Source organism: Haloprofundus halophilus (assembly GCF_003439925.1).
Classification (GTDB): domain Archaea; phylum Halobacteriota; class Halobacteria; order Halobacteriales; family Haloferacaceae; genus Haloprofundus; species Haloprofundus halophilus.
In genome coordinates this window covers 932,785-955,210 of the sequence record NZ_QQRR01000001.1, presented here as the reverse complement: position 1 = coordinate 955,210, position 22,426 = coordinate 932,785, and the positions used below count along the sequence as shown (strand labels likewise).

The window sequence follows — 22,426 nt, the reverse complement described above, 5'->3', positions numbered from 1 at the left end:
GGTCCGCGTGACCACCAACGCCGAACTCGCCGACCGCTTCGAGGAGTTCGCGCAGTACCTCGAAGCGCAGGGAGTCGACTACAAACCGCAGAGCTACCGCCGCGCCGCCGAGAACCTCCGGAGCCACCCCCGGTCGGTCGCCGACCTCGCGAGGGAGGGCCAGGACGCCGTCGAGGAGATAGACGGCGTCGGCGACGCCATCGCCAGCAAAATCGTCGAGTACGTCGAGACCGGCGAAATCGAGGAACTCGAAGAACTCCGCGCCGAACTCCCGGTCGACATGGTCGCGCTGACGAGCGTCGAGGGCGTCGGGCCGAAGACGGTCGGCGACCTCTACGAGGCGCTCGAAATCACGACGCTCGACGAACTGGAAGCCGCCGCCGAAGCCGGCGAGATACGGGAGGTGAAGGGGTTCGGCGCGAAAACCGAGCAGAACATCCTCGACAACATCCCCTTCGCCCGCCAGTCGCAGGAGCGCGAACTGCTCGGCGACGCCCGACCCGTCGCCGACGAACTGCTCGCGTACCTCCGCGGCGACGACGCCGTCGACTCCGCGGAGGTCGCCGGGTCGATTCGCCGCTGGCGCGACACCATCGGCGACGTGGACGTGCTCGTCGGAAGCGACGACAGCGAGTCCGTCGTCTCGTCGTTCACCGACTGGTCGAACGCCGACGGCGTCATCGAGGCCGGCGAGAGCAAGGCGAGCCTCCGCTCGAACGGCATCCGCGTCGACTTGCGAGTGGTCGTCCCCGAGGAGTTCGGGTCGGCGCTGCAGTACTTCACCGGCAGCCGCGACCACAACATCCAACTCCGGAACGTCGCCATCGAACGCGGCCTGAAGATAAACGAGTACGGCATATTCGACATTTCGGGGGTCGACGACCCCGACGCCGGCCAACGCGTCGGCGAACGAATCGGCGGCGAAAGCGAGGCCGAAATCTACGACGCGCTCGACCTGCCCGTCATCCCGCCGGAACTCCGCGAGGACAACGGCGAGATTCAGGCGGCGCAGAGCGGCGCGCTCCCGGACCTCCTCGAAGAGGGAGAGATTCGCGGTGACCTCCACACCCACACCGACTGGTCCGACGGTGCCAACTCCGTCGAGGAGATGGTCGCTGCCGCGGCCGAGCGCGGCTACGAGTACCACTGCGTCACCGACCACGCGACCGGGCCGGGAATGGTCGGCGGCGTCGGCCTCTCCGACGACGAACTCAGAGACCAGATGGACGAAATCGAGGCCGTTCGCGCCGACGCCGACATCGAGGTGTTCCACGGCGTTGAGGCGAACATCGACGCCGAGGGCGGCATCTCCGTCGACGACGACCTACTGGCCGAACTCGACATCGTCGTCGCCTCGCCGCACAGCGCGCTCGGTCAGGGGCGCGAGGAGGCGACCGACCGGCTCGTCGCCGCCGTCGAACACCCCTCCGTCGACGTACTCGGTCACCCGACCGGACGGCTCATCAACCAGCGCGCGGGGTTGGACCTCGACTTCGACCGCCTCGCGGCGGCCGCCGCCGAACACGGCACTGCACTCGAAATCAACGCGAACCCCGCGCGACTCGACCTCTGGGGCGAAGTCGTCAAGGTGGGCGTCGACGCGGGCGCGACCATCGCCGTCGACACCGACGCGCACAGCCCCGGCGAGTTCGAGAACGTCCGCTACGGTGTCCACACCGCGCGTCGCGGCTGGGCCGAGACGACGGACGTGCTCAACGCCCGCGACGCCGCTGGCCTCCGCGGGTTCCTGCACTGAGATGACGCCGCTCACGAGAATGCACTGAGATGACCGAGAACGCCGCCGCTCACGAGTGCTCCGAGAACCCGGCGGACGCACCGCTGTTACTCGACGTGATGCTCGGTAAACTCGCGGTGTACCTCCGGATGTGCGGCTACGACGCCGTCTACGCGCTCGACAGGGGGATAGAAGCGGACGACCGGCTACTGGCTCTCGCCGAAAGGGAGGGCCGTCGTCTCCTCACGCGCGACGTGCAACTCGCTCGGCGCGCGAGCGACGGCGTCCTCCTCGAATCACGTGCGGTCGTCGACCAGTTGCGGGAGCTACGAGACGCCGGATTCGACCTCACACCCGGCGAGCGGCCTGCGCGCTGCGGGCGGTGCAACGGCCCGGTCGAACGCGTCGACGGCGACGACGAGACGCCCGAGTACGCGCCGGACCCGAACGAGCGCGCGGTGTTCCGATGCACACGCTGCGGACAGTGTTTCTGGAAGGGAAGCCACTGGGACGCCGTCGAGGAGACGCTGTCAGCCGTTTAAAAGTACGGAAGGGCTCGAACCGCTCAGCGGTGCCCCTCGCTTCGACTGCTCCACTCCTCGCAGGCGGCCATGTCGTCCATCACTTCGGAGTGGTAGTGGCAGTACGGCCGCATCCCTTGGTCGGTCTGAACGTACTGGAAGTGCGCGCAACTGCCGCAGTAGCTGTCGCCCTTCGGCTGTCGGGGCTGACTCGGAGTCTCCGGCGACAACACCTCGGCGTCGCCGGGAACGTGGTCGTCCAGCGGCGAGTAGATGTCCGAGTCCGCCGCGCCGCCGTCGCTGACGGTCGAGTTAGCGGTGCCGTCCCACCCCGGTGACTGCACCGAGTCGGCGGTGTCGCCCGTGACGGAGGCGTTCTCGCGGCCTGTGCGAGTCGCCGACTCGCCGTCGACTGTGTCCACCGACTGTCTACTCGCCGGCTGGTTCGTCTGCGTCTCGACTTCGCCGTCGGGCGTCGCACCGAGTAGTCCGACGCCGCCGAGTCCTTTCACCGCCGAGCGTTCGACTTCGACGATTTTCGTCTCGCCCTGTCGCGTGATCTCCATGCGGACCGTTCCGCCGGGGTCGTTTCGCGTCTTGAAGTTCGCCACGCCGACGAACAGACACCAGAAGGTGGTGGCGCTACCGAGGAAGTACAGCCCGACCGTCGGCAGCGTGAGCTCCGGACCCTGGACGCTCGGACAGTTCGCGCCGGACCACTGACAGGGGTACGCCTCCCAGAACAACGCGACGCCGGCGAGCGTCACGAGCGCACCGACGACGGCGGCGAAGCGGGTTCGACGGCCGGCGGGGAGGACGGCGAAGATTCCGAGAAACACCGCCGGGAGACCGAGGCCGCCGAGCGTGATACCGAGCTCCCGCGCCTGCCAGAGGGGAGCCTCGGCACCGACGATGAGATTCGTCGTCGCGGTGAGGATACCGAGAACGACGAGCAGTGCGCCGGCGAGAAACAGCCCGACTCCCGCGTACAGCCGACGGGGGCTCGTGTGCTTCGTTCCCGCCCTGTACGCCTCCGAGAGACTCGTCATGGGCGCGGCTACGTAACCCCCCCACAAAACGATACGTCAGACGCGCGTCAGACGCCCCGCGAGTACGGCCGCGAACGGGCGCGAATCGGCCTCACGCGTCCTCCCGCTCGACTCGATTCGGAGACCCCGGCGCGCGACTCACAACCCCGCGTCGAGCACCAGTCGCGGAGTCCTCCCGTCGGTCGTGAGGGACCGTCGGTACGCGCCGGGTCGGTACTCGCCGTCGGAGGCGGGTCGAAGAGATTAATGTCGGCGGTGGCAAACCGGCGGGTATGGCTGACGACGATGCCGAAGACGAGGGGCCGGTCGTCGAACTCGGCGACGGCGAGCCGGTCGACGGCGCACCGCTGGCGCAGGTCGCGTCCCGACTGACCTGGCCGCAACAGGCGAGCAGCATCCGACAGAAAGAGGGCGACGCCGTCGTTCGGACGCCGAGCGGTCCGCAGACGCTCTCGGACGTCCTCGACCGCGTCGACGAGACGTACTTCGATACGCGGCAGACGTTCGTCCGCGAGATTCACGCCGTCGTCGGCGACGGCCCGGTCGAGACGTCGAACTGAACGGCGACGACCACCCCGCTTTTTGCGTCGGCGACCCGACTGTGAGCTATGGCGCTACCAGTAGACCCGTCGGCGCTCGAATCCGGAGACATCGGCGAGAAACGGGCGACGCTCCACATGGACCACGAGGAGGCCGTCGAACACGTCCGAGAGGTGTTCCTCGACGCGGGGTTCGGCGTCCCGACGGAGTTTTCGCCCTCGGAACTGCTCAACGAGAAGGTCGACGCCGACCGCGACCCGTACTACGTGCTCGGCGCGTGCAACCCGAGCGTCGCCGACAGAGTGCTCGACGCATCCGACAACAAGATCGGCGCGCTGTTCCCCTGTAACGTGGTCGTCTGGCAGGAGGAACCGGGCGTTCAGACGGTGTACCACGTGAGTATCATGCGAATCGCCCGCCTAACGGGTATCGCGCCCGACGACGAGGTGATGGCCGACATCGTCGCCGAGACCGGCGAGTTGGTCGACGAGGCGTACGCGAACCTCGATACAGCGTAATCACCAGCGGGCGGTTTGCTCCCCGTCAGTCGTCACCCGAACTCCCGACGCCGAAGTCGGCGAGGTTCGTCTGTAAGCCGGCGACCATCGCGGATTTGCGCCGGAGGTTCGCCATCGACACCGGGAGGACGTTCGCCACCTCTCGAACGGCGTCGGCGAACGTCTCGCTCTCGCCGTGTTCGCCCTCGAAGGCGTGGCGGACCGACTCGCGGACCTGCCAGACGCCGACCGGCCCCCAGTAGTCGTCGGAGACGTGCCGGAGGACGAGCACCTTCGCCTGACGACCGACGTTCGAGAGGTGTTCGAGCACGCCGAGTCGGGCGGCGTAGTACGCGCCCGCCGTCTCGTCGACGTACCCCGTTCGGCCCTCGAACCCCTCGCGGTCGCTGGCGACCCACATCCCCGACTCGGGGTCGGGGTTCCAGATGCTCCCCGGTGCCTTCATCTCGACGAGTTCGTACTCCCACTGACCGGGCGCGAGAATCACCCAGAACGCGTTGCCGAGATACTCGTTGCGCCACACCTGTACGGTGTCGACGCTCGGGGCGTCGCGGATAGTCCCGCGGAGGTACTGGCCGACGGTGTCGTCGACGGCGGTGATGGACCACCGCGTCGGGACGAGTCTACGACTCGCGGACTCGCCGAGCGCGCCCGCCGAGAGCACCGTGTTGATGTCGTAGACGTCGAGGCCGCGGCGGTAGAGGTAGGTCATCGCCCCCTGCGCCTGCCAGTCGTCGTCTTCGAGCGTCTTCTTCACCGGGCGAGGAACGTGCGGGTTCTCGGCCAAATCGGCTGACTGCGCCCGAGCGCGCGGCCCCGTCGGCGTCGCCACGTCGTCGCGGCCGACGTCGAAGTCGATGTCGGGTGCGCCGTCGAGGCCGATCTCGACCGACACCGGTCGGTCGGCGATGGCGACCTCTCGCTGGACGCCGAGGAACCCGTCCCACGCGTCGTGGACGTTGGCGTCTGCGCCCACCTTCACCCCCGCCGGTTGGTTCGAGTTGAGCAAACTCGTCCGGCGCTGGAACACGTCCTCGATGCCGACGCCCTCGTCGTACCACGCGCCGCTCGTCTCGAAGGTAGCGGCGTCGTCTTCGAAGCCGACGGGAGAGAGGATGCCGGTCGAGACGTTCGGGTAGTTCGCGCGGCCGACGAAGATGGAGGGCGAGACGCTCCCGAACAGCGAGTCGCCCTGCAGTCGCTCGTCGAACCGGTGTTGGAAGGATTCGAGGTGGTCGACGATGGCGTAGGACTTCTCCATCGCCAGACGCCGTCGCTCGGCGCGTTCGTTCTCCTCGAACTCGATGTAGTCGTCGAGCCGCATCAACCGAGATAGCCGCGCAGCGGGTAAGAAGCTTCGGCATGTACTCACGGCGTCGATTTCGGCGCTTGCGAGCAGGCGATTCGAGCGAGTTCGCGGCGGCGCGAGCGACGAGTCCCCTCGCCTCCGACTGTCCGCTTCGACGATCGTCGAATCGCACAACCGCGTCCGGTCGTCGGGCGCGAGTCAGCGCACGCGAGGGGGTGGTCCCGTCTTCGGTTGTAAATCTTAACTCGGAATGCCCATCGCTTCGATCTGTTCCTGGTATCGGTTGCGGATGGTGACCTCGGTCACCTGCGCGACGTCGGCGACTTCGCGCTGGGTCTTCTTCTCGTTACAGAGAAGCGACGCCGCGTAGATAGCTGCCGCCGCGTAACCAGTCGGCGATTTCCCCGAGAGCAGGCCCTGTTCCGCCGTCTCGTCGATTATCTCGTTGGCCTTCCCCTGGACTTCCTCGGAGAGGTCGAGCGCGGAGGCGAAGCGCGGGACGTACTGTTTCGGGTCGACGGGTTTCAGCTCCAGACCGAGTTCTTGAGAGACGTAGCGGTAGGTTCGGCCGATCTCCTTCCGCTCGACGCGCGAGACCTCCGAGACCTCTTCGAGGCTCCGCGGGATTCCCTCCTGACGGCAGGCCGCGTAGAGCGCGCTCGTCGAGACGCCCTCGATGGAGCGCCCGCGGATGAGGTCCTCTTTCAGCGCGCGGCGGTAGATGACCGACGCCACCTCCCGAACGGAGCGAGGGACGCCGAGCGCCGACGACATGCGGTCGATTTCACTGAGCGCGAACTGCAGGTTTCGTTCGCCGGCGTCTTTGGTCCGGATGCGCTCCTGCCACTTGCGCAGTCGGTGCATCTGACTGCGCTTCTCCGAGGAGAGCGAGCGCCCGTAGGCGTCCTTGTCCTTCCAGTCGATGGTCGTCGTCAACCCCTTGTCGTGCATCGTCTCGGTGATCGGCGCGCCGACCCGGGACTTCGACTGGCGCTCGGAGTGGTTGAACGCCCGCCACTCCGGCCCGCGGTCGATGTTCTGTTCTTCGACGACCAGTCCCGTCTCCTCGTGGATGAGGTCCCCGTCCGCCGTCCGGACGAGGTCGTCGGGGTCGATGTCGTCGAGTTCGTCCGCGTCGGCCTCCGTTTCGGCCGACCGGTCGCCTCGCGCCCGTCGCCGCTCGCGCCGCCGCTCACGAGTGGGTCCTGCCATCGTGTTTATGTAATTGTACGCTGGAGCTTGTTAAAATCTGGGTCGAGCGAGAGTATCCGTCGTGTGCGGCGAGCGCGGGCGCGAAGAGCGAGCGAAGCGGGGCGACGGAAGACGAACCGCCTTTCAGTCGAGCGCCCGAATCTCCGTCGATGCCGACTATCGAGTGCGACGCCGAGGCGGCCCGAGAACGGCTGGAGGCCGCCGACGTCGACGTTTCTCCGGGGAACACCGACCACGAACGGTGGCGCGCGGCCCGCGGAGACGCCGTCGCCGTCGCCTACGACAGCAAAATCGTCGTCCAGGGAGCGAACCCGTCCGACCTCACGCTACTGCTGCGGGAGGGTGGCGGGCGCGGCCACGTCTACTTCGACGGCGCGAGTCGCGGCAACCCCGGGCCGGCGGCTATCGGATGGGCTATCGTCACGAGCGACGGAATCGTCGCCGAAGGCTCCGAGCGAATCGGCGAGACGACGAACAACCGCGCGGAGTACGAGGCGCTCGTCGCGGCGCTGGAGGCGGCCCGCGACTACGGACTCGCCGAGGTCGACGTGCGCGGCGACTCGCAGCTCATCGTCAAGCAGGTCCGCGGCGAGTGGAAGACGAACGACCCCGGACTGCGCGAACGACGCGTGAAGGCGAACGAACTGCTGATGGGGTTCGACCGGTGGACGCTCGAACACGTGCCGCGAGAGATAAACGAACGCGCCGACAACCTCGCGAACGAGGCACTCGACGATGGCTGAACTCCCCGAGGACGTACGGACGACGGCGGAGCGGCTCACCCGACTCGCACGCGACGCGGTGGACTCGAACGAGGCGGAGGCGTATCGGGAGCGGCGCGACGCGTCGCTCGCCGACCACGGGTACACGGCCCGCTACAGGGAGGCCGACGACACGCTGGTACTGTACCCCGTAGAGTGGATCGACGACGACGGTACCGTCGTACTCGACCGAATCGACGACACCGACCGAGCGATAGAGCGGTCGCTCTCGGGAACCGGCGAGGAAGACGAGTGGGAGGCCGTCGAGAGACACAACTCGCAGTTGGTCGCCGCCGTCGAGGAGGCGTCGGGGGCCGACCACGCGGCCAACGCCAGAGCGTTCGCGGACTTCATGGGCAACCACTACGTGCGACGCGTCGAGACGGCCGGAACGCCGGAACTTCGGGAGTTCGTCACGGAGTACTATCCGCGCAACTCCTGGCCGACTGAGGCGCAAAAAACGATGGTTCGTGAGTCGCTCGAACTGCTGTTCGAGCGGGCCGGAGAGCCGTTCCCCGGCGTTACTCGTACGTCTCGATGACGCTGCGAACTTCGTCTGCCCGGTCTTCGTCGGTGACGAACTTCGAGAGCATCCAGTCGAGGCGGTCCAGCACTGCCGAGTGCCCGGTCTCGGTCAGTTCGTACTGGTTCGTCCGCTTGTCGAGTTCGCTCTTCTCCACCAGGTCCATCTCGACGAGGTCGTCGAGGTTGGGGTAGAGACGCCCGTGGTTGACTTCGGTGCCGTAGTACGACTCGAGCTCGCGCTTGATGGCGAGGCCGTACATGGGTTCCTCGGCGAGGATGACGAGGATGTTCTGTTGGAACGCGGTTAGGTCCCGTGCGCTGCCGGAGTCGTTGATTGTTTGTGCCTCTGACATACGTACTAAAATGTCATCTTACTACTTAACGCTTCTCAACTCAACGTTTGTTTCTGGTAGGGACTGCCGAACACCCGGACTAAACCACTGATTAGAACTCGTCTACACTTGTCGGAAATCGTTTGTTTGAATCCGACAAGCGTACGTTTCCGGACGTGTTCCCGCCGGGGTTCGGGTCGAACTGTTGTTTCGGTCCCGAGACAACAATTGTTCGACACACGAAAGAAGTTTGTGGCCGAGTGGCCGAACGCCGAAGTGTGCGAATACGCCCCACACACGTCCCGAAAACCATTTCCCTCGCTTAGCGGATATACGGACGCATGACGAATCTCTGGGAAGACCTCGAAACGGGACCCGACGCACCGGAAGTCATCTACGCCGTCGTCGAGTGTCTGAAAGGCGAACGCAACAAGTACGAGTACGACAAGGACATCCCCGGCGTCGTTCTCGACCGGGTGCTGCACTCGAACGTTCACTACCCGAGCGACTACGGTTTCATCCCGCAGTCGTACTACGACGACGAGGACCCCTTCGACGTGCTGGTGCTCGTCGAGGACGCGACGTTCCCCGGCTGCATCATCGAGGCGCGCCCCGTCGCCCTGATGAAGATGGACGACGACGGCGAGCAGGACGACAAGGTCATCGCCGTCCCCACCGAGGACCCGCGCTTCCAGCACATCGAGGACCTCGAGGACATCCCGCAGCAGAAACTCGACGAGATAGACGAGTTCTTCAAGACGTACAAGAACCTCGAGAAGGGCAAGGAAGTCGAGACGCAGGGCTGGGAGGACAAGCAGGCCGCGATGGACGCCATCGAGCACGCACAGGAGCTCTACGACGAACACTTCGGCTGAACGGGCAGCCCCCCCTTTTAGACCGGCTCAGTCCGGCTACGTCCCGCTCTCCGACCGAATATACGTCGGGCGCATCCCGCGCCCGCCCCGCGATAAATTATGCGCATGGGTAATCTTTTGTGGCCTCGACGGCTACGTGCGGTCGAGATGGCAGCGAAACAGCCGCGACTCGGCGTCGACCACGTGACCGTCGTTCCGACTAACTTCGAGGTCCCCGAGAAGTCCGACTCCCCGGACGGCGAGGACGACGAAGCGGCCGAGTGAGCGACGCGCCGTACGCAAAAATCGAGCGGCCGTTCGCACCCGACGAGACCTCCCGTGTCGGAGAACGCCGCCGTTCGTCCCCTCCGGTCGCACGAGAGGCAAACCCCTTTTATCACCCCACGACTACGGAGTCACAATGGCAGAATGTCACGAGTGCGGCGAGTACGAGAACTTGCCGTACCAGTGTCGGCGCTGCGGCAACACCTTCTGCGCCGAACATCGCCTCCCCGAGAACCACAACTGTCCCGGGATGGGCGAGTGGGACGACCCGAGCGGAGTTTTCGAGAGCAGCTTCGACGACAGCGTCGGGACGGGCGGGAGCTCCGACGGCGTTCTCGACCGCCTGACCGGGACGGGCGGTCCGCTGGGCTACTTCCGCGGGAACATGACCTACGTGTTCCTCGGGCTGATGTGGATAACGTTCATCTCCGAGTACATCGTCGGCTACCTCCTCACCGGCGGTCTCCCGCCGAACGGGGCCGGCGTCACCTACTACGGAACCGTCAGCGAGACGTGGCGGAGCATCTTCCTTCTGACCTCCGAGAACCCCGAGTACGTCTGGACGTGGTTCACCTCGATTCTCGCGCACGGCGGGTTCTTCCACATCGCGGCCAACAGCATCGTGCTGTACTTCTTCGGCCCGCTGGTCGAGCGCTACCTCGGCGCGAAACGCTTCACCGCGCTGTTTCTCGCCAGCGGCGCAATCGCCGGGTTGGCGCAGATAGGAACCGCCCTCGCAACGGGCGAGGCGTCGGCCGTGCTCGGCGCGAGCGGCGCGGCGATGGCGGTGCTCGGACTGCTCACCGTCGTCAACCCCGACCTCCGCGTGATGCTGTTGATTCCGCCGATTCCGCTACCCATCTGGGCGCTGACCGGCTTCTACGTCCTCTTCGACCTCACGGGCGCTATCACCCCGATTTTCGGCGGCGGCATCGCCCACTACGCCCACCTGGCCGGTCTCCTCGTCGGCCTCCTCGTCGGCCAGTACGTCAAGGGCCAACAGCAGATACCGAACCGCCTCAACTTCGGCGGCGGCAACGGCGGGATGGGCGGAGGTCGTCGCCGCTACTGAGCGATGGTTCCCGCCCACCCCGAGTTCGTCCCCGACCCGGCGCTCTCCCGTGAGGAGATGGAACAGCTCCAGCGCGACATCGCTGACGTCGCCCGGTTCGAGGACGAGTTCGACTTCGACCCGGCGGCCGTTTCCACCGCCGAATCGACGCTCGTCCCGCGGGAAGAGCGGCCGCTCGTCGCCGGCGTCGACCAGGCGTTTCTCGACGAGGAGGCCGTCAGCGCCGTCGTCGTCGCCCGCGGCACCGAGATAGTCGAGCGCGCGTACGCCGTCACCGACCTCTCGATTCCCTACGTTCCGGGCCTGCTGTCGTTCCGCGAGGGCGGGCCGATTCTCGACGCGTTCGAGAAGCTGGAGACGGAGCCCGATTTCGTCGTCTTCGACGGCAGCGGCCGCATCCACTTCCGGCAGGCCGGGTTGGCGACGCACATGGGCGTCGTCCTCGACGTGCCGAGCGTCGGCGTCGCCAAGGGACTGCTCTGCGGGACACCAAGAGAGCCGGTCGAGGAGCGGCCCGAAGGCTGGCGGACGCCCATCGAAGCCGACGGTCGCGTCGACGCCCCCGACGGGACGGTCGTCGGCTACGCGTTCCAGTCGCGGCAGTACGCGTCGAGCCGCAAGATAAACCCGCTGTACGTCAGCCCCGGCCACCGCGTCTCCGCGGAGACGACCGTCGACCTCGTCGAGCGGCTCTGCGACGGCTACAAACTCCCGGAGCCGACGCGGCTGGCCGACGCCTACGCCGACGAGGTCAAGCGCGAGTACCGCGACTGAGCCCACCCGTCGAACGCCGTACAGTTAACTATCCCGGCGACGACGTTTCGGTGTGAAACCAGAGACTGTCCTCATCACTGGCTGTTCGTCCGGTATCGGTCGCGCCACCGCCCGGGCCTTCCTCGCGGAGGACTGGGTGGTGTACGCGACGGCGCGCAACCCCGCCGACATCCAGCAGCTCGGCGAAGAGGGATGCGAACTCGCAACGCTCGACGTCACCGACCAGGGCGACGTCGACAGGGTCGTCGACCGCATCGTCGACGAGCAGGGAGCGATTCACTGCCTCGTCAACAACGCGGGCTACGGGCAGTTCGGCCCCATCGAAGACGTCCCCACCGAGACGGTCGAAAAGCAGTTCGCCGTCAACGTGTTCGGCCCGCACCGCCTCGTCCGCGCCGTCCTCCCCCACATGCGCGAGGCGGGCGACGGCACCATCGTCAACGTCTCCAGCGTCGTCGGCCGCGTCTCGTTCCCCGGCAGCGGCGTCTACGCCGGGTCGAAGTTCGCGCTCGAAGCGATGACCGACGCGCTCCGCGCGGAGGTCGCCGAGTACGGTATCGACGCCGTCCTCGTCGAACCCGGACCGGTCCAGACGCAGTTCTCCGAGCGCGCCGACGAGGAGGTCGACGACGGGACGGAGCGCTCGGGTGCGTACGAGTCGTTCTACAAACTGTTCGAGGACACCCGGGCGCTCAGCGGCGACGGACCCGGCGCGGTGCCGCCGCGGCGAGTCGCCGACGACATCGTCAACGCCGCCAGCGCGACGAAGCCGGCGGCGCGCTACCCGGTCGGTATCGTCGCCGACGTCGGCTCGTTCGCCCGCTTCCTCCCCGACGGCGTCCGGGACAGTCTCTTCGGGCTCGCGCGGAAACTCGGCTAAACGGCGTCGGAGAACCGGTTCGTTTCAGGCCAGACACGCCGCGACGACCCGCAGCGCGTCCTCGCCTCGAACCTCGTCTGCGAGCAGCGGCACGCGCTTCACGTCGCGGCCGCGGAACAGCTCCGTCGCCCGCCGCAACGAGCGCTGCTGGACCTGCCAGCGGCGCTGGCAGAACTCGCAGTGTTCGGGGTCGGGCGCGACCGTCCACTCGGGGTCGATGCCCGCCACGTCGCTCGGGTCCTCCATCACGCGGTTGACGACGAGCGTCCGCACCGGAATGCCGAACTCGTCGAGGCGGGCGACGAGCCGCTCGGACTCGACGACGCTCATCTCCTCGGGAATCATCACGACCCGGAAATCCGTCCGCTCGGGGTCTCTGAGCACGGCCCGGAGCCGCTTTATCCGCTCTTTGGCTTCTTCAAGTTGCTCCATCCCCGACGGCCCGGGGTCCGCGCCGCCGAACATCCCCTTCAGGTTCTCCATCATCCCCCGCATCCGCTCGCGGAAACTGACGAGGCGGCCGACCATCGAGTCGAGCATCTCCGGCAGCTGCAGCAGGCGCAGCGTGTGCCCCGTCGGCGCGGTGTCGACGACCACTCGGTCGAAGCGGGGGTCGTCCATGTGTTCGAGCAGTTGCCGCATCGCCGCCATTTCGTCCGCGCCGGGCATCGTTCCGTCGAGGAGCGGGTGGCCGCTCTCGTCCCCGTCGTCGGCGAACGGATTTTCGTCGCCGCCGAAGGGGTTCTCACTCCCTCCAGCGCCGCCCATCCCGCCCATCCCGCCCATCCCGCCGAACATGTCGCCCATCCCGCCCATTCCGCCGAACGCGTCGCCGCCCTCGCCGAACAGCCCCTCGTCCATCGCGGCGTCGGGGTCGATCTCGGCGGCGAACAGCGGGATGTCCTCGCGGATGCGCGTCGGTTCCGCCGGAATCTCGCCGCCGAGCGTGTCCGACAGCGAGTGCGCGGGGTCCGTCGAGACGACGAGCGTCGCCGCGCCGTCTGCGGCGCTGCGCAGCGCCGTCGCCGCCGCCATCGTCGTCTTGCCGACGCCGCCTTTCCCGCCGTAGAGGACGAACTCCGCGGCGTCGACCTCGCCGGGAAGCTCCGAGAGGTCGTCGGTCGCCTCGACTTCCACGTCTGTCGACGCCGCGTCGTCTCCGCCTGCTTCCTCGGAGTCGTCGACGGCGTCGACGGGTTCCACGTCGAGATTTGCCATACGCCCCCTCGCGTCCGAGCGCTTGTGTACCCGTCGGTCCGGTCGGCGCTCGGGCGTCAGAACGCGGAGGTATTCGGCGCGGGCGGAGACTCAGAAGTAGTCGGCGAGTCGCTTCGCCGCCTCTTGCGCCCGCGGCGTGACGAGCGCGAACCGAATCCACTCGTCGCGGGCGGGGCCGAACGCCTCGCCGGGCATCCCGGCGACGCCCGCCTCGTCGATGAGTCGCTCGACGTTCGTCATCGTCCCCGGGAAGCCGTCGAAGCGCGCGAGCACGTAGAACGCGCCCTCCGGCCGGGTGTACTCCGCACCCGCTTCGTCGAGTGCATCGGTGAAGGCGGCGATACGCTCGCGGAGCATCGCGCGCGTCTCCTCGTAGTACGAGGGGTCGGCCTCCCGAAGCGCCCGCAACACGGCGTACTGCGCGGGGTTGCTCCCGGCGACGTTGACGAGCATGTGTCGGGTCTTCGCCGCGTCGACGAGCGCCGCCGGGAAGATGGCGTAGCCGACCCGGAAGCCGGTAATCGACATCGACTTCGAGAACGCGCTGGTGACGACGCGGTGCTCGGAGTCGATGGTGAGCGCGCTCTCGAACTCGCCGGTGTAGTCGAAGTGGTCGTACACCTCGTCGGCGACGAGCAGCGCGTCGACCTCCTCTGCGAGCGCGACGAGCTCTTCCATCGTCTCGCGGTCGTAGACGACGCCGGTCGGGTTGTTCGGCGTGTTGGCGACGATGAGCGCCGTCTCCTCCGTGGCCGCCTCGCGCATCGCCGCCACGTCGGGGTCGCCGCCCTCGACGACGGGGACGAGCGTCACGTCGCCGCCGAGCATCTGCGCCTTCCCGGGGTAGTACGGGTACACTGGGTCGGTGAGCAACACGCCGTCGCCCGCGTCGCGCTCCAGCGCCCGCGCCATCGCCAGGTAGTTCGCTTCGCCCGCGCCGTTCGTGACGACGACCTGCGAGGGGTCGACGTTTCGGCGCTCGGCTATCTCTTCGCGCAGTTCGTCGAGACCGGCGCTCGGACCGTACTGGAACGCGTCGACGTCGGCGTCGGCGAACTCCCGAAGGCCGTCTCGCAGCGCTTCGGGGGCGTCCCAGTCGGGGTTGCCGCTCACCATGTCTATCACGTCGCGGTCGGCGGCCGCCGCGTAGCGCATCACCCGGAAGAACAGCGGTTCCTCGTAGTCCATGGTACGGCGTCGGACGGGGGGTAGTTGCCTCTTTCGCCCGCGGTAGACGAGGGCGGGCGACTCCGGGGGAATCGGGAGAGACTTTTGCGAACCGGGACCGTAGCACGCTCATGCGAGAACACGACGACGAGCCGCCGGTCGAAGAACGCCTCGGCGACGCGCTCCGAGAACGCGGCGACACCGTCGCCGTCGCCGAGTCCTGCACGGGCGGCCTCGTCGGGTCGCTCCTCACCGACGTTCCCGGGTCGAGCGACTACTTCGACCGCTCGGTCGTCACCTACTCCTACGACGCGAAGCGCGACCTGCTGGCCGTCTCCCGGGAGTCGCTGGACGAACACGGTGCGGTGAGCGCCGCCGTCGCCCGCGAGATGGCCCAGGGCGTCCGAGACACCGCCGACACGACGTGGGGCCTGGCGACGACGGGTATCGCCGGACCCGGCGGCGGCGACGACGACAAACCCGTCGGAACGGTGTACGTCGGCCTCGCGTACGCCGCCGAGTGGGGAACCGGCGAGTCGTACGTCGAATCGACGCGCCACGAGTTCGACGGGACGCGTCTCGAAGTGAAACAGCAGTTCGCGCGGGCGGCGATGGAGACGCTCGAAGACGCGCTGGTCGACTGAGCGCGCGTCGAACACCGGTGGCCTCCCGCCCGTCGCCGACAGGTGGAAACGTTTGTATCCGTCCGGTTCGACGGACCGTCGTCGGATGAACAAGAAAGGTCACGTGTTGAACGCCGCCCTCCTCAGTATCGGTCTCGGCTACGTGCTCGAACCGTCGGGCGACGTGCCCACGTTCGTCGCCATCGCCGAACTGTCGGTGCCGCTCGTCCTCGGCGCGCTGTTTCCGGACGTGGACACCGCGTTCGGGAAACACCGAAAGACGCTGCACAACCTCCCGGTCCTCGGCATCTTCGTCGCCTTCCCGATTCTCTTCGACAACCTCCACTTCGTCTGGGTCGGCATCCTCACGCACTACGTGCTCGACCTGTTCGGCAGCAGGCGGGGGTTGGCGTTCTTCTACCCCTACGAGAAGGAGTACAGCCTCCCGTTCGGCGTCACCACGTCGAGCAAGTGGGCCGACCTCGCGACGGTTCTCATCACGATCGGAGAAGTGGCGCTGTTCGCGGCGGCTCACTACTTCGTCGTGCCGCTCGACGGCGGTCTCGATGCGGTCACGATGCTGTTCGGCTTCTGACGGGCCGCTCGGACTCGTCGCCGGTCAGTAGACGGCGACGTCGTCGAACCGACCCTCGTAGACGAGTTGGCGCGGGTGCGTCGGTTCGGTGCCGGAGAGGAGCAGGCGGTCTATCTTCCCCCACGTGTTCTCGTGGCCCAGGTGGGCGAACTCGGCGAGGTTTCTGAGTCGGTGCCGGAGTCCGCGTCGGTGGTCGACGCGGCGCGTCGCACCCCCGCGAAGCGCCGTCACGAGCTCCGCCTCCGTCTCGATGCGTCGGTCGAACTCGGTCCACGCCTCGCCGACGTTCCCCCGCAAGTGCGCGTACGACGACCCGAACCCCGGTTTGTCGAACTCGTCTGCGATGGCGGCGGCGCGGCGGTTCTGGTAGGGAAAGCACTTGCCGTTGTACGTCTCGACGGCGTGGAGTTCGTCCCGGAACGCCTCGATTTCGACCCGGCCGAGGCTGACGTTCAACAGCGCCGGGTGCGGGACGAGCACGGCCGCCTCCTGTCGGCGACACTCCGCGAGCGCGCCCTCGATGGTGATGAAATCCGGAACCGGGTCCGAGAGGCCGATAGCGAGGAGGTGGTTCCGGTCGCTCCACGGGCCGGTGAACAGTTCGCGGGCGGGGACGACGAGCAACTCGTCGTCGGAGAATCGGTCGGCGCGGGCGCGAATCGTCGGGAGACGCGTGAAGTGTGGCGCGTAGACGAGCACGTCGACACCGCGGCGCTTCGCCCTGGCGACGACACGCTCGTCTAAACACTTGACGTGCATGTCGACCCGCGTCCGTTCGCTTCCACTCACAGTCTCCCTCTCGAGAGTACTCAATTAGGGATTGCTATTCGACGACGACGATGCCGGGCGAGGAAAACGGTTTTAGCAGTTCCCTACATGTCGGCTGATATGTCGCTCTGGACGTGTGGTGTCGCGGGCTGTGACGCGCGGTTCGAAGACGCCGAATCCGCCGTCGTTCACCAGACCAACGAACACGAACGCACCGAGTGCAAAGTCTGCGGCGCGATCGTCCCCGAGGGCTACTTCGCCATCCGCCACGCGTTCGACGAGCACTCCCGCGCCGAGTACATCCGCGCGTACAACGCCGACTCCGCGGCCGTCCGGATGCGCGAGGGTATCCAGTCGGCCATCGAGGAAGAGGCGGACCTCCAGCGAATCGTCGAGCAGGTGGACGCCGGTGGACAGGCAAAGTCGGGGACGGACCCCGAGTAACCGGTCGCGGGCGGCCGTGGCCCACGGAGCGTCCGGATAGATTCGACGAGCGACGGGCTGCGACGCGCGTCTGCGCTTCTCCTTCGGGAAACAGAAACGGCGGTCGGGACGAGTCTCGCCGACGTTCTTCTCGCTTCTCGGCTCGGATTGGTCGGGAGCTATCGCTCGTGCGGTTCGAGGCGCTGTCGCTCCTCACTGTTCTTCCGAGAGAGCAACGCGAGCGAAGGAGGTGTCGAAGGGCGCGTCAGCGCTCTTCGGAGTCTGCTCGCGGCTACGCCGCTCGCACGGTTCGGAACTACCGTTCTTCGGAGTCGAGCACGCGAATCTGGTCGCCGCGGACCGTCACCGGAATCGGGACCGTCGCTTCGTACAGTTCGACGGTCACCTGGTCTTTGGCCTCGTCGATGCGCTGGACGCGGGCCTTCTCGCCCTTGAACGGCCCGGCGATGAGTTCGACGATGTCGCCCTCGGCGATGCCCTCGACGTCGGGCGTCGGCGAGAGGAAGTGTTCGACTTCCGCGAGGCTGGAGTTGCCGGGGACGATGCTCCGGGCGTGCGGAATCTCGTCCATGAGGCGTTCGAGTACGGCCGTGTTGTCGGCTTCGACCATCACGTAACTCGTCAGCGAGTCCGGCGCGATGACGGCGTGAATCTCGGGCTCTTCCTTCGTGGCGAGCATGTCGGCGACGGTGCGCTCCTGTCTCGCCGTCGTCTTCACGGCGAAGATGCCCATCTCACATGCCCCCGGGGATGAAGCTCATCACCGCGAAGATGACGAAACCGAGGAAGCCGACGAGGAAGATGCCGATGCCGGCGATCTTGGCGATCTGGCTGAACTCCTCCCACTCCGGCGTGCTCGCCATCTTCAGTACCCGCACGTAGCTCGCGATGTCGTATTTTACGTCCATGTTGTCACCGATAGAGCGTGATGCCTTTTCTATCTATTGAATAGCCGACGCGGGCGCGGGGTCGGCGTCCGCCCGGTTCCGTGGTCGCCCCGCGATACCGCGACGTGACCGTTCGATTACTCGATTACTCGATTACTCGACGAAGTCGATATCTTCGGCCTGCTGCGGTTGCTGCGGTTGCTGGCTCTGCTGTGCGCCGGGTTCGTCCGACCGGCCGTAGATCTGCGGCGAGTCGACGCCCGTGACGACGATCATCGTCCGCATCTGACCTTCGAGCTCCTCGTCGATGGAGGTTCCCCAGATGATGCGCGCGTCGGGGTCGATACGGTCGTAGATCTCCTCGACGACGCCCTCGGCCTCCTCGATGCTCATGTCGGTGCCGCCGGTGACGTTGACGAGCGCGGAGTTCGCCCCCGAGATGTCGACGTCGAGAAGCGGCGAGCGGAGCGCCGATTTGACGGAGTCCTGGGCCTTCTGTTCGGAGTCGGACTCGCCGAGACCGATCATGGCGACGCCGCCCTTCTCCATGACGGTGCGGACGTCGGCGAAGTCGAGGTTGACGAGGCCGGGTTTCGTGATGAGCTCCGTGATGCCTTTCACCGAGCGCATCAGGACTTCGTCCGAGACTTTGAACGCCTGACGGACCGGCAGTTTGCCGACGGCGTCGAGCAGGCGGTCGTTCGGGACGACGATGACCGTGTCGGCGACGTCGCGGAGTCGCTCCAGCCCCGCCTCGGCGTTCGTCCGTCGGACCTCGCCCTCGGCGGTGAACGGCGTCGTGACGATGGCGATGGTGAGCGCGCCGGACTCGCGGGCCGCCTTGGCGACGACGGGCGCGGAGCCGGTGCCGGTGCCGCCGCCGAGGCCGGCGGTGACGAACACCATGTCCGAGCCGTCGATGGCGTCGTGAATCTCCTGCTGGCTCTCGATAGCGGCCTCCTCGCCGACCTGCGGGAGCGACCCGGCCCCGCGGCCCTGGGTCTTCTCCTGACCCATCAGAATCTTCGTGTCCGCGGAGGTGTCGACGAGGTGCTGGACGTCCGTGTTGGCGGCGACGAGACTCGCGCCGTGGATGCCCTCTTCGGCCATGCGGTTGACCGTGTTCCCGCCGGCCCCGCCGCAGCCGACGACGGTGATGTTCGTCTGGAGGTCTTTGAGAATGTCCTGCAGTTCGTCGTCCGTCATCGTCCCCGAACGCTTCGGTTCGGCGTCGAATCCCTCGCCGCCGGTCCCACCCGACTGTTCGGCCTCGTCTATTGCTTCGTCGACGATCGAGTCCATATTTATGCGCAAAGCTTACTGAGCGGCCTTAATTATCTTTTCCCCCTCGCGTCGGACGGTCGTCTGACGATTTTTCCGCGAAGGTAACCGGAGATTTATCCGAACAGATAGCCGACCAGTTAGCTCGCCGGAAACCCGTCCGGCGGTTTAGTACCGAAACGCGACCGTCCGGTCGACGTGGACGACGTCCGGGTCGATTCGTTCGCCCTCGTGTTCGACGGCTCGCCCGGCCGCGAGTTTGCCGAACGTCGGTCCCTCGGAGATGCCGAGCGTCTTCGCGCGCTCGGGGTCGAACGCGCGCTCGCTGGCACGGACGACACGGTCACTCTCGTCGCGTTCGACGTCGTCGTACTTCGCTTCGAGCACCGTCGCCAGCGCGTCGACGAGCGCGTCGTAGTCGCTCTCGTCGGCCAGGGCGAGGCGGCCGACGGCCCGCGTGCCGCTCTCCTGCGTCTCGAAGGCGACGGCGGAGTCGAGCACCGCCTCGCGCACCGACTCGGCGTCGACGCCCTGCGCTTCGGCGAGCAGTTCGGCGGGGAACTCGACGACGGAGAACGCGTCGGGGTCGTCGACGCGCCGACTGCCGAATCGGAGACCGTCCTCGACCGTCGACAGTTCGTCTTCGAGCGCGGAGACGACCGACAGCGGTCGGTCGCCGACCTCGCGGAGCCACGTCTCGCTCACGACTTCGTACCCCAGTTCCCCGACGACGGTTTCGAGTTCCGGGTTCTCGCCGTCGACGAGCGCGAACTCGGCGTCGCTCCGTTCGAACGCCTGTTCGAGCACGTCGCGGTTCGCCTCGGGCGCGCCCATCGCGTCGAGTTGCCAGTCCGCGCCGACGTGGCCGACGGCCCACTCGGTCTCGCGGACGACGCGGCCGAACCGCGGCGCGTAGTGGCCGCCGCCGAAGCCGACGACGTGGCGGTTGGGTTCGTCGCCGGGGCTTTCGAGGTTCACCGCCGCCTCGCGGAGGTCGAGAATCGCTTCGGCCACCGCGCGAGCGGCCTTGGGGTCCTCCCACTGCGGGTCGTCGCTGCCGAGTTCGACGAACATCGACGGGAGCGAGAGGTCGGTGGGGCCGTGGTGTGTCGCCTCGATACCGACCTCGTAGCCGTCCGGCGCGTGCTCGGCGAGCGCGTTCACGACGGTTTTCTGTGCACCCGGACAGGCGCGCGCGAGTTCCCGGTCGTCGCCGCCGTACTTCTCGGGGCCGAAGTTGCCGGTGAAGTGAGCGGTGAGAAGCGCCCCCGTCTCGCCGGAGTGTCGGGAGGCGAAGACGAGCAAGTCGGGGGCGGCAGCGGAGCCGACGCCGGTTTCGGCGTCGATGCCGGAATCCGCGGCGTCGACGAACGCCGCAGCGGGGTCGTCGAGGTAGATGTGGAGGTCGTCGAACGTCCGAAGCTCGAAGCCGTCGGTTCGGTAGACGGTCCCGCCGCCGTCGGCGTCCGGGCGGGTGTCGTCTACGTGTTCCTCCCAGTCGGCGAGTTCGAGCAGGTGCTCGCCGATGTGTTCCGATGCGTAGTCGGCCCGACTGACGACGATGGCGATCACTGGCGAGTCGTAGGCGAAGCGACCGTAAAACGAGTCGGGATTCGGTTCGTGGTCGACCGGGTGAGCCGGGACGGCCGGGAACTCAGTCGGCGCGCTCGGCCTGCGACTGACCCCGGCCGAAGGCGTCTTGGGCGGTGTCGGCGGTCCGGTCGAGCAGCCCCCGGAGCTCGTCGCGGCGCAGGACGAAAAGCGCCGTTCCGAGGACGAGGTAGACGGCGGTGTAGATCAGGAGGACGTCGATAGCGTCGATACCGAACGGGAGCGTCACGAGGTCTCGGATGATGAGGAACTCGATACCGACCTGCGAGACGAACAGCACGAGCAGGGCGACGGCCTCGCGGGCGCTGATGTTGAAGTTCACGAGCACCGCGAGCGCGAAGAAGCTCTGCGCGGCCGTGATCCAGATTTCGGCCGACTGCTTGAAGTCGAACGGGAGGGTTCCGACCGCCCCCGCCGCGAGGCTGTAGACGACGGCGAGCGTCCCGATGAGCAGCGTCCACTGGTTGAGCTTCGAGGAGATGAGCGCGTTGAACCCGGCGGTCGAGCGCGCCTTGTTGACGAGGTAGGCGACGACGATGAGTTCCGGGCTCTCGCTGGCCAGCGGCGCGATCCACTGGATCATGAAGAACGCGGGGATGCCAAACTCGGTGCCGAGCGTCTCCAGGCCGTGCGCGAACGGGTGGACGGCGGAGTAGATCATCAGGCCCGAGTACGCGAACAGCGTCAGCACGACGGCGACGCGGCCGCCTTTCGGGTAGCCGTGGAAGTACGCGGGAACGCCGACCTGCTGTTCGTGTTCTTCGACGTCGCCGCGGACGATGACGGCGATGTAGAGGGCGTACAGACCGACCAGCACCAGCGTGTCGACGACGCCGATACCGTCGTTGAGCGGGACGAAGAAGGCGTACGCCGTCGCGGCGAGCAGGAACGCGATTTCGGTCGAGATGTCCCGGTCGAGGTTGACGACGTCCGCGAGCGTCCCGGGACGCGACTCGACCGCGGGGTCGGAGGCGCTCCCGACTCGGTAGAGCGTGAACAGCGCGATGCCGGACCAGCCCAGTCCGATGAGGATGCGGTTCGCGCCGGTCATGTTGGCGACGGCGAGGTTCGCGGCCTCCGCGCCGCGGGCCGTGCCGATGTTCGCCCCGGCGGTCCAGGCGTACAGCGCGTCGACGGCGTACTCGGGGGCGACGGCCAGCACCGCGAGGACCGCGATGGCGAACGCGCGGGGAACGTCTTTCTCGGCGGTCTCGGCCCCCCACGCGAGGAGGAACGACGACCCGAGGACGGCGACCCCGCTGACGGCGACGGTCCAGAGTGGCGGCAGCGACTCCGCCGACCCGGTCGCCCAGACGTAGACCCACGGGAGAGTAAGACCCGTCGTGGCCGCGACGGCCATCAGCGGGTGTCGAAGAACTGAACTCATCGTCGTTGACTTCCAAGGTGGTAAACCTATTTCTTCTGCTTCGAAGTCCCCGTACGAACGTAACGCTCTCGCCGCAAC

Annotated in this window: 25 protein-coding genes; 13 read left to right on the top strand and 12 right to left on the bottom strand. The window is 67.1% G+C overall.

Annotated elements, in window-relative coordinates; translation table 11 throughout:
- Positions 1–7 precede the first annotated feature (7 nt).
- Positions 8–1,756 (top strand): DNA polymerase/3'-5' exonuclease PolX, encoded by a 1,749-nt coding sequence (gene polX, locus DV709_RS04835; RefSeq protein ID WP_117594113.1) that lies wholly within the window; start codon positions 8–10, stop codon positions 1,754–1,756.
- Positions 1,757–1,785: 29 nt separating this feature from the next.
- Positions 1,786–2,277, top strand: coding sequence for a Mut7-C RNAse domain-containing protein (locus DV709_RS04830; protein ID WP_117592204.1), 492 nt, complete (start codon positions 1,786–1,788; stop codon positions 2,275–2,277).
- Positions 2,278–2,300: 23 nt separating this feature from the next.
- Here DV709_RS04830 and DV709_RS04825 read toward each other — a convergent pair whose 3' ends face one another.
- Positions 2,301–3,305 carry a DUF7139 domain-containing protein gene (locus DV709_RS04825; protein ID WP_117592203.1) on the bottom strand — a complete coding sequence of 335 codons (1,005 nt, stop codon included), beginning with the start codon at positions 3,303–3,305 and terminating at the stop codon, positions 2,301–2,303.
- A gap of 272 nt (positions 3,306–3,577) precedes the next feature.
- Between DV709_RS04825 and DV709_RS04820 the strand changes: the two genes are divergently transcribed.
- Positions 3,578–3,865 (top strand): DUF5789 family protein, encoded by a 288-nt coding sequence (locus tag DV709_RS04820; RefSeq protein WP_117592201.1) that lies wholly within the window; start codon positions 3,578–3,580, stop codon positions 3,863–3,865.
- A gap of 48 nt (positions 3,866–3,913) precedes the next feature.
- Positions 3,914–4,363, top strand: a complete 450-nt coding sequence (locus DV709_RS04815) for a DUF302 domain-containing protein (RefSeq protein WP_117592199.1) — start codon at positions 3,914–3,916, stop codon at positions 4,361–4,363.
- A gap of 25 nt (positions 4,364–4,388) precedes the next feature.
- On the opposite strand, the gene nreA is transcribed toward DV709_RS04815, so the two are convergent.
- Both nreA and DV709_RS04805 read right to left on the bottom strand, forming a co-directional pair.
- A complete protein-coding gene (gene nreA / locus DV709_RS04810; protein WP_117592198.1) occupies positions 4,389–5,687 on the bottom strand; it encodes a DNA repair protein NreA in 1,299 nt (432 codons plus the stop codon).
- Positions 5,688–5,912: 225 nt separating this feature from the next.
- Entirely contained in the window at positions 5,913–6,884 is a 972-nt protein-coding gene (locus DV709_RS04805; RefSeq protein WP_117592197.1) for a transcription initiation factor IIB, read from the bottom strand.
- Positions 6,885–7,033: 149 nt separating this feature from the next.
- On the opposite strand from DV709_RS04805, the gene rnhA reads away from it, so the two are divergent.
- Positions 7,034–7,627 carry a ribonuclease HI gene (gene rnhA / locus DV709_RS04800; RefSeq protein WP_117592195.1) on the top strand — a complete coding sequence of 198 codons (594 nt, stop codon included), beginning with the start codon at positions 7,034–7,036 and terminating at the stop codon, positions 7,625–7,627.
- Positions 7,620–8,186 (top strand): DUF7108 family protein, encoded by a 567-nt coding sequence (locus DV709_RS04795; protein ID WP_117592194.1) that lies wholly within the window; start codon positions 7,620–7,622, stop codon positions 8,184–8,186. The genes rnhA and DV709_RS04795 overlap by 8 nt, the downstream gene beginning before the upstream one ends.
- On the opposite strand, the gene DV709_RS04790 is transcribed toward DV709_RS04795, so the two are convergent.
- Positions 8,167–8,523 (bottom strand): PadR family transcriptional regulator, encoded by a 357-nt coding sequence (locus DV709_RS04790; protein WP_117592192.1) that lies wholly within the window; start codon positions 8,521–8,523, stop codon positions 8,167–8,169. The two genes, DV709_RS04795 and DV709_RS04790, sit on opposite strands and share 20 nt — an antisense overlap.
- A 320-nt stretch (positions 8,524–8,843) precedes the next feature.
- Between DV709_RS04790 and DV709_RS04785 the strand changes: the two genes are divergently transcribed.
- From DV709_RS04785 to DV709_RS04770, 4 genes are all read left to right on the top strand, one after another.
- Entirely contained in the window at positions 8,844–9,377 is a 534-nt protein-coding gene (locus DV709_RS04785; protein ID WP_117592191.1) for an inorganic diphosphatase, read from the top strand.
- Positions 9,378–9,777: 400 nt separating this feature from the next.
- A complete protein-coding gene (locus DV709_RS04780; RefSeq protein WP_117592189.1) occupies positions 9,778–10,713 on the top strand; it encodes a rhomboid family intramembrane serine protease in 936 nt (311 codons plus the stop codon).
- 3 nt (positions 10,714–10,716) lie between these two features.
- On the top strand, positions 10,717–11,487 hold the full coding sequence (locus DV709_RS04775) for an endonuclease V (RefSeq protein ID WP_117592187.1): 771 nt from the start codon (positions 10,717–10,719) through the stop codon (positions 11,485–11,487).
- 52 nt (positions 11,488–11,539) lie between these two features.
- A complete protein-coding gene (locus DV709_RS04770; RefSeq protein ID WP_117592186.1) occupies positions 11,540–12,367 on the top strand; it encodes an SDR family oxidoreductase in 828 nt (275 codons plus the stop codon).
- A gap of 24 nt (positions 12,368–12,391) precedes the next feature.
- Here the strand turns inward: DV709_RS04770 and DV709_RS04765 are convergent, their stop codons facing one another.
- Positions 12,392–13,585, bottom strand: coding sequence for an ArsA family ATPase (locus DV709_RS04765; protein ID WP_117592184.1), 1,194 nt, complete (start codon positions 13,583–13,585; stop codon positions 12,392–12,394).
- A gap of 90 nt (positions 13,586–13,675) precedes the next feature.
- Positions 13,676–14,773 carry a pyridoxal phosphate-dependent aminotransferase gene (locus DV709_RS04760; protein WP_117592183.1) on the bottom strand — a complete coding sequence of 366 codons (1,098 nt, stop codon included), beginning with the start codon at positions 14,771–14,773 and terminating at the stop codon, positions 13,676–13,678.
- Between the two features lie 110 nt (positions 14,774–14,883).
- Here DV709_RS04760 and DV709_RS04755 point away from each other — a divergent pair, with 110 nt between their 5' ends.
- Both DV709_RS04755 and DV709_RS04750 read left to right on the top strand, forming a co-directional pair.
- Positions 14,884–15,396 carry a CinA family protein gene (locus DV709_RS04755; RefSeq protein WP_117592181.1) on the top strand — a complete coding sequence of 171 codons (513 nt, stop codon included), beginning with the start codon at positions 14,884–14,886 and terminating at the stop codon, positions 15,394–15,396.
- A gap of 85 nt (positions 15,397–15,481) precedes the next feature.
- Positions 15,482–15,970, top strand: a complete 489-nt coding sequence (locus DV709_RS04750; RefSeq protein ID WP_117592180.1) for a metal-dependent hydrolase — start codon at positions 15,482–15,484, stop codon at positions 15,968–15,970.
- Between the two features lie 24 nt (positions 15,971–15,994).
- Here the strand turns inward: DV709_RS04750 and DV709_RS04745 are convergent, their stop codons facing one another.
- A complete protein-coding gene (locus DV709_RS04745) occupies positions 15,995–16,729 on the bottom strand; it encodes a PHP-associated domain-containing protein (RefSeq protein ID WP_117592178.1) in 735 nt (244 codons plus the stop codon).
- 129 nt (positions 16,730–16,858) lie between these two features.
- Here DV709_RS04745 and DV709_RS04740 point away from each other — a divergent pair, with 129 nt between their 5' ends.
- Positions 16,859–17,182, top strand: coding sequence for a DUF7565 family protein (locus DV709_RS04740; RefSeq protein WP_117592176.1), 324 nt, complete (start codon positions 16,859–16,861; stop codon positions 17,180–17,182).
- A 295-nt stretch (positions 17,183–17,477) separates the two neighbouring features.
- Here the strand turns inward: DV709_RS04740 and DV709_RS04735 are convergent, their stop codons facing one another.
- The 5 genes from DV709_RS04735 to DV709_RS04715 all read right to left on the bottom strand — a co-directional run bounded on the left by DV709_RS04735 (position 17,478) and on the right by DV709_RS04715 (position 22,348).
- Positions 17,478–17,915 carry a transcription elongation factor Spt5 gene (locus DV709_RS04735; RefSeq protein WP_058581097.1) on the bottom strand — a complete coding sequence of 146 codons (438 nt, stop codon included), beginning with the start codon at positions 17,913–17,915 and terminating at the stop codon, positions 17,478–17,480.
- Position 17,916: 1 nt separating this feature from the next.
- Positions 17,917–18,090, bottom strand: a complete 174-nt coding sequence (locus DV709_RS04730) for a protein translocase SEC61 complex subunit gamma (protein ID WP_117592174.1) — start codon at positions 18,088–18,090, stop codon at positions 17,917–17,919.
- A 132-nt stretch (positions 18,091–18,222) separates the two neighbouring features.
- A complete protein-coding gene (ftsZ, locus tag DV709_RS04725) occupies positions 18,223–19,371 on the bottom strand; it encodes a cell division protein FtsZ (RefSeq protein ID WP_117592172.1) in 1,149 nt (382 codons plus the stop codon).
- Between the two features lie 147 nt (positions 19,372–19,518).
- Positions 19,519–20,922 (bottom strand): D-aminoacyl-tRNA deacylase, encoded by a 1,404-nt coding sequence (locus tag DV709_RS04720; protein ID WP_117592170.1) that lies wholly within the window; start codon positions 20,920–20,922, stop codon positions 19,519–19,521.
- 82 nt (positions 20,923–21,004) lie between these two features.
- Positions 21,005–22,348 carry a sodium:calcium antiporter gene (locus tag DV709_RS04715; RefSeq protein ID WP_117592168.1) on the bottom strand — a complete coding sequence of 448 codons (1,344 nt, stop codon included), beginning with the start codon at positions 22,346–22,348 and terminating at the stop codon, positions 21,005–21,007.
- Between the last annotated feature and the right edge of the window lie 78 nt (positions 22,349–22,426).